General features: G+C 44.4%; 4 protein-coding genes and 1 pseudogene. 4 read left to right on the top strand and 1 reads right to left on the bottom strand.

Going from position 1 to position 6307, the window contains the following annotated elements; translation table 11 throughout:
• The 4 genes and pseudogenes from CSQ89_RS22480 to CSQ89_RS12465 all read left to right on the top strand — a co-directional run.
• A pseudogene (locus CSQ89_RS22480) lies at positions 1–184 on the top strand (IS630 family transposase); the annotation flags it as partial.
• 161 nt (positions 185–345) lie between these two features.
• A complete protein-coding gene (locus CSQ89_RS12475) occupies positions 346–591 on the top strand; it encodes a hypothetical protein (RefSeq protein ID WP_099406481.1) in 246 nt (81 codons plus the stop codon).
• A gap of 40 nt (positions 592–631) precedes the next feature.
• Positions 632–3496 (top strand): YjbH domain-containing protein, encoded by a 2865-nt coding sequence (locus CSQ89_RS12470; RefSeq protein ID WP_099406480.1) that lies wholly within the window; start codon positions 632–634, stop codon positions 3494–3496.
• Entirely contained in the window at positions 3493–4191 is a 699-nt protein-coding gene (locus CSQ89_RS12465) for a hypothetical protein (RefSeq protein ID WP_099406479.1), read from the top strand. The genes CSQ89_RS12470 and CSQ89_RS12465 overlap by 4 nt, the downstream gene beginning before the upstream one ends.
• Positions 4192–4278: 87 nt before the next feature.
• Here the strand turns inward: CSQ89_RS12465 and CSQ89_RS12460 are convergent, their stop codons facing one another.
• The gene (locus CSQ89_RS12460) at positions 4279–6111 is read right to left on the bottom strand and encodes a polysaccharide biosynthesis protein (RefSeq protein ID WP_099406483.1); all 1833 of its coding nucleotides are present in this window, start codon (positions 6109–6111) and stop codon (positions 4279–4281) included.
• Between the last annotated feature and the right edge of the window lie 196 nt (positions 6112–6307).

The following is a 6307-nucleotide window of genomic DNA, read 5'->3' as shown; positions in this document are numbered from 1 at the left end:
TCCTGAACTCAATCCGGACGAGCGATTGAACGCCGATCTCAAGCATGCGCTGGGATCGCGCATTCAGGTGCGAACCAAGGACAAGCTCAAGCAAGCGACCAAAGCCCATATGGAGATGTTGGAAAACACCCCGGAACGAGTGTGCTCCTATTTCGAAGACCCCAGGATCAAGTACGCCGCCTGATCAACACTTAGTTGCCGGGTGAATAGTTGCAATGTGATGTCCGATACCTCCCCACGTAAATACGGGAGATTTCCAGTTGCCTTCAGCTCAATGGGCAAGTACCATCAAGGCGGGATAGTCGTAATGCCCTCCTATTTGAAACTGAAAGTGAGGAAACCAATATGAAGTTGAAAATGATTCTGGCAGCAGTCGCCGCTCTGTCGATGTTCTCTGCCCAAGCTGCTGAAGAAGCCGCAGCACCGGCTTCTGCAGGTGGTTCTGCTGCTGGCGCTGGTGCTGGCGCTGCTAGTGCCGCTACCGCAACTACTGCTGCTATCGCTGCTGGTGTTGCTGCTGCTGCTGCTATTGCGGTGACATCATCTACAGATGATACACCCTCGACGCATCACGCCAGCTCGCACCACTAAGCTGCGCTGCTTTTGCTGTAGAAAATGAAATAGCCACTACATGTGGCTATTTCTATTTTATACCTTCCAACACTATCCATTTATACCCAAGCCTGTGCCCATCAAACACAAACCCAAGCTACTCTTAGTCCTTTTACTAGCCAGTTCCTTTGCATATGCGGATAGCAACCTCAATGCACAAACCGGCCTAATTCAAATGCCTGATGGGCGGGTTGCCAAAGATGGTACATGGCGCACAGGCGTTACTATACAGAGCCCATATAGCGCCTTTTGGAGCAATATTACCCTTCAGCCATGGCTAGAAATGAGTGGCGTGTTTACTCGTATTAAAGGAGTAGAGGGTTTTGAAGGTAACAAAAATTATGGTAGCTATGGCGATAAATTATTCTCAACCAAATTACAATTAAACTCAGAAGACCAATACCTGCCAGCAGTCGCCTTTGGCATCAATGACTTTGAAGGCACTAAAATCTTTGGTTCAAGCTATATAGCTGCCAGCAAACAGTTTGGTCCATTAGATATCACTGCAGGTTATGGAAATAAGCGTATTGATGGATTTTTTACCGGCATACGCTTTCGTCCAACACCTGATTCTAACTTTAGACTGGTAGCAGAATACGATGCTCACAGTTATAAAAATGATCCTTTTGCGTTAAAAAGTGGTGTAGCGAAACGTAATAAAGGCGCCAATATCGGCATCGAATACAAATGGGGCTGGCTCAATGGCCAATTAAGTCGCTTACAAGATGGCACACCAGCACTCAACGCTTACATGTCTGTCCCACTGAATGAAAAAGAGTTCATTCCAAAGATTGACGAACCACCTGCATTAACAGAATTGCCAATACGCCCAACCGAAACACAATGGCGAAATGATTCTACTTATCGTCGCAATCTTCAACGTGCCCTGGCAAAACAAAACTTCCGCGATGTCCGCATTTCCCTTCAAGGGAATCAACTATTTATTGATGCCAGTAATACTCGTATTAGTAAGCCTAGCCGGGCTGCAGGGCGCGCTGCGCATTTAGCCATTGTTTATGCACCATTTAATGTGCGAGAACTCAAAGTTACACTGCGCCAAGCTGGAACAGCTATGCTGACTTATGAGTTTATGGATATCAATGTGCTAACCAACTATTTCAATGGCTCACTTTCTCGCGAAGCATTAGCAAAAACCATTTCTATTAACTACGCCTCGCCATCCGATACGATTGACACCAGCCTTGACACTCATTTGGCAATACTGGAAGAAGAAAAAATTAGTGGGTCTATCAGCCAAGGTGAGTCTGCAGGTGACCTTGCTCAACTTAATTTGGACACTGGTACGCTAAGCCGTTTTCGAATCACACCCAAAATTAGTACCTATTTTAATGACCCGAGTGGTGTACTAAAATACGACCTGCATCTACTTGGGTCAATGTCTGCACGCCTGGCGGAACAAACGACGCTTGATATGGGCGCGACTGCCTCAGTATTAGAAAACGTATCGGATGTCACTCAAAAGTCGAATAGTGAGCTACCGCATGTACGTTCAGATGTTGCAGAATATAAGCGTGGCAATCGCTTCAAACTCAATAAAGCCACATTAAATCAATACTTCCATGTTGGACAAGGACTACATGCCCGCGCTAGCGCAGGGATATATGAGGAAATGTTTGGCGGAGCAGGTGGCCAAGTACTGTATATACCCAAGTCTGCTCCCTTTTCATTGGATTTAGCGATAGATCGCTTGAAACAACGTGATTACGACGGCTATTTCAAATTTAGAGATTATAAAACCACCACCGCCATTGCCTCACTCAATTACCGCATACCAAGCCAAGGTCTTACCGCTACAATCAGAGCAGGGCGTTTCCTGGCAAAAGATGAGGGTGCTCGCTTTGAACTCACACGCCGCTTTAAGTCTGGCGTAGAAATGGGAGCCTGGTACACGGTAACCAATGGCCATGACATTCAGTCGCCAGGTAAGCCCGATAGCCCCTATAGAGACAAAGGCGTATTCCTATCACTGCCCCTTAATATCATGCTCACGAAGGATACCTCAGCCACAGGCTCTTACAGCCTCAGTCCTTGGACGCGTGATGTTGGACAGATGGTTGCATCACCTGGCGACTTATATGCACGAGCCAGTCGATATATCCAAAACCGTGAAAGTAATGATGGTTTAACCGACCTAGGAGATTTGGATGATGATTACACACGGCGTAATCCAGATTCTCTCTTTTTCCGGCAACCACTTAAAGACTCATTTCGACTGCTAGGACGCGGTACGCGAGATGTATTTAGTGCTGAGGGGCTTAATAAAACCGCCCTTGGGTTAGGCCTCGTATTAATAGCGAGTGCGGCAGATAAGTCGATTGAGCGCAAAACACAGAGCGCCCCCAGCAAACGTGTGCAGAAAATCATTGATATTGGTGATGCACTGCCCTGGGCAGGCTTGGCTTTATCAGGTGCACTATCAACCTATGAAGGAGATAGTCGTCTATCCAGTACCGCTTATGCGGCTATGCAGGCAGGCATCATTTCAGGACTAGCTGCAGAAACTGGAAAGTGGGCATTTGGTAGAGCCCGTCCCCAAGCGAACCAAGGTAGCCATAACTTCAATGGCACCTCCAATCGTCAATCTGAACACAGCTTTCCCTCAAGCCATGCGGCAGTAGCCACTGCAGTCGTAACGCCATTTGCTATTGAATACGATATGCCAATGCTATATGCACTCCCTGCCCTAACTCAATACGGGCGGCTTCGTAGCCGTGAACATTGGGTATCTGATGTCGTAGCAGGCTCTTTACTTGGTGCAGTTGTAGGTAAGTACACATGGGAATGGAATCGCAATCGCAGCAAGAATCAACCCGCAATATCAAGTAATGGTAGATCCATGCAACTCACTTGGCCAATGCCATGATCTTTATTCAAAAACTAAATACTACCGCAACTATCACACTATTGATTGTAAGCTGCAGTACATGGGCCTCGACATGCAAGGTAATAGACCCAGAGTTACAGGACAACTATGTCGGCCCCTGCAATAGTCAAGGCTTAGCCAATGGTACAGGCACTGCTAATGGAATAGCCTTTTATGAAGGGGAATTTCGTAACGGAAAAAAGCATGGCATCGGCAAGAAGCAATGGCCCATAACTGGTGATATCTATATCGGTGAATTTCACAATGACTATCGACATGGTCAGGGAAATTACACCTGGGGAGAGCGCAGTTCTTATGCTGGCCAACAGTATACCGGCAACTTTATCCAGGACTCTTTTGAAGGAATTGGAACATACAATTGGCCAAACGGTGATAAGTTTACCGGAATTTGGAAACAAAATATCCGTTATGGGATGACGTACATGGAGATACGTCAAAAAGAAATACGAGAGCTACATATCGCCGCGTTCCAACGCTTAGGCCAAACAGTATGTCGTAATGCTCAATATGGCATCTCAGGAACCATACTTCTTAAAGGCACTGTCACCAATATTGAAGATCCCGCTATAACCATTGATTTAATTGAAGAATCTGCATCTTATGGTCTTTACCTAACAAAAAAAATCAATATTGAAAAAGAAATTGAGTTATGGTCACCCTGTATTATTTCATAACCATCAAAAGTAGTATGCAGACATAAAAAACAGGGGTATTCCCCTGTTTCTATTTATATAACGATAGACAATACCCAACTATTAAAATCAATAGTCATATAGATGATCTTTAATTGTCGCTTCCGGCTTAAAGTCAACAACACATCTATGCAGCAGAGCCATAATTGCTTCCAAATCATTCTCATTACAGGCATATAGTAAGTCAGCTAAAAGACTATCCATTTCTTTTTTAGTAAGAAATTCTTCTTTTGCCTTCATGATCTTAGGATGGGATGTGCCAAGGACATTACTTCCAATCAAAAGCTCTTCATATAGTTTTTCGCCAGGACGTAAGCCGGCATATTGAATCTCAATCTCTCCATCGGGTTGATCCGAGTCTTTAATCGTATAGCCGCTCAAATGAATCATTCGACGTGCAAGATCTACAATCTTAACCGGCTGCCCCATATCAAGCACAAATACCTCTCCCGAATTACCCATTGCTCCAGCCTGAATAACAAGCTGAGCGGCCTCTGGAATAGTCATGAAGTAGCGCGTGATTTCAGGATGGGTCACCGTGATTGGCCCACCCATTTCTAGTTGTTTCCTAAATAATGGCACTACTGAACCAGAAGAACCCAGTACATTCCCAAAACGGACCATACAAAACCGGGTTGATCCACTATTCATATCAGCTAACGCCTGCAATACTAATTCGGCCACTCTTTTTGTGGCTCCCATTACGTTAGTGGGGCGAACAGCCTTATCAGTCGAAACCAAAACAAAGGTCTCAACATTTTGCTTCTGCGCAGCCAGTGCAGTAGCCAAAGTACCAAACGTATTATTCAATACACCTTCAGTGATATTAAACTCGACAATCGGTACATGTTTGTAAGCTGCGGCATGATAAACAGTCTGTACAGAATAACGCTGCATGATAGCGCCAATACGTTGTCCATCCTGAACCGAACCCAAAACCGGTACTAATTCAATCGCAGTCTCAGGTAAAAGATGACGAAGCTCTTGATCTATACTGTACAGTGCAAACTCAGACATCTCATATAGGACAACACGCACAGGGTCTTGTTGAATAATTTGTCGACACAATTCGGAGCCAATTGACCCACCCGCACCTGTCACCATAACAACTTTCCCACGGATATTACCAGCCAATAACTCTTGATCAGGCGGTACAGCCTCTCTACCCAATAGCTCATCTACATCAACAGTGCGTACATCTGACACGGTCGCCAACCCGCTTACTAGATCTGCCATACCAGGCACAACACGTACATCAACATGAAAAGGTTCGAGCCAATTTATTAACTCGACACGTCTATTCTTCGATGCGGATGGTAGCGCTAATAATACTTGCTTGATATTTTTTCTCTTTATCAACGATGCAAGCTCTGATGGCAAAAAAACTTTCAATCCACCGATCTCTAATTTATGCAATCGCTTATCATCATCGAGAAACCCAATAGGCTGATACTCAAATCCATTAGCTAATGCTGTAGCTAATTGCCTCCCAGCACTACCCGCACCATATATCAGTACAGATTTCTGGAGTGGGGCTCTAACAAAATGCCGCAATACAAATCTAGCGCCAAAGCGACTGGCCAGCATATAAAAAACCATTAGTAGCCAGGCAATTAGAAAAGTAGTTTTTGGCCAAGCCACATCATTTAAAAAAATAACAATCCCCGCATAAGAAAGCATCACAAGGGAGGTTGTACTTACTATTACCAAAACAACTTTTTCCGCAAGGTATCGAGTAATGGCCCGATAAAGGCCTGCACGTAAAAATAAAGGAAGAGCAAGTATAGATAGAACTGAATAACTCATTATCTCCACTATGTTAGGAGACTTAAGTGTTCCATAACGTAAACATATGGCAAGCCACATCATTAATGGTAACAATAGACCATCAACAGTTGCCATAAGCAATGCCTTAGTCCGGCGGTGTAAATGCAAAAACTTAGTTAACATATGTACTTTCAACTGACAATTCTTTGAGACTCTACTTTAATAGCAACCTGAAACAAGAACGACTTAATCTGGAACAGACATATCGCATTAAAAAAAGAATCAACTCTGTATAACCACTCAATACTAACTTGTACGTCACCAACTGTAT

Source organism: Chitinimonas sp. BJB300 (assembly GCF_002735695.1).
GTDB lineage: Bacteria > Pseudomonadota > Gammaproteobacteria > Burkholderiales > Chitinimonadaceae > Chitinimonas.
This window is presented reverse-complemented; position numbering and strand designations above follow the sequence as displayed.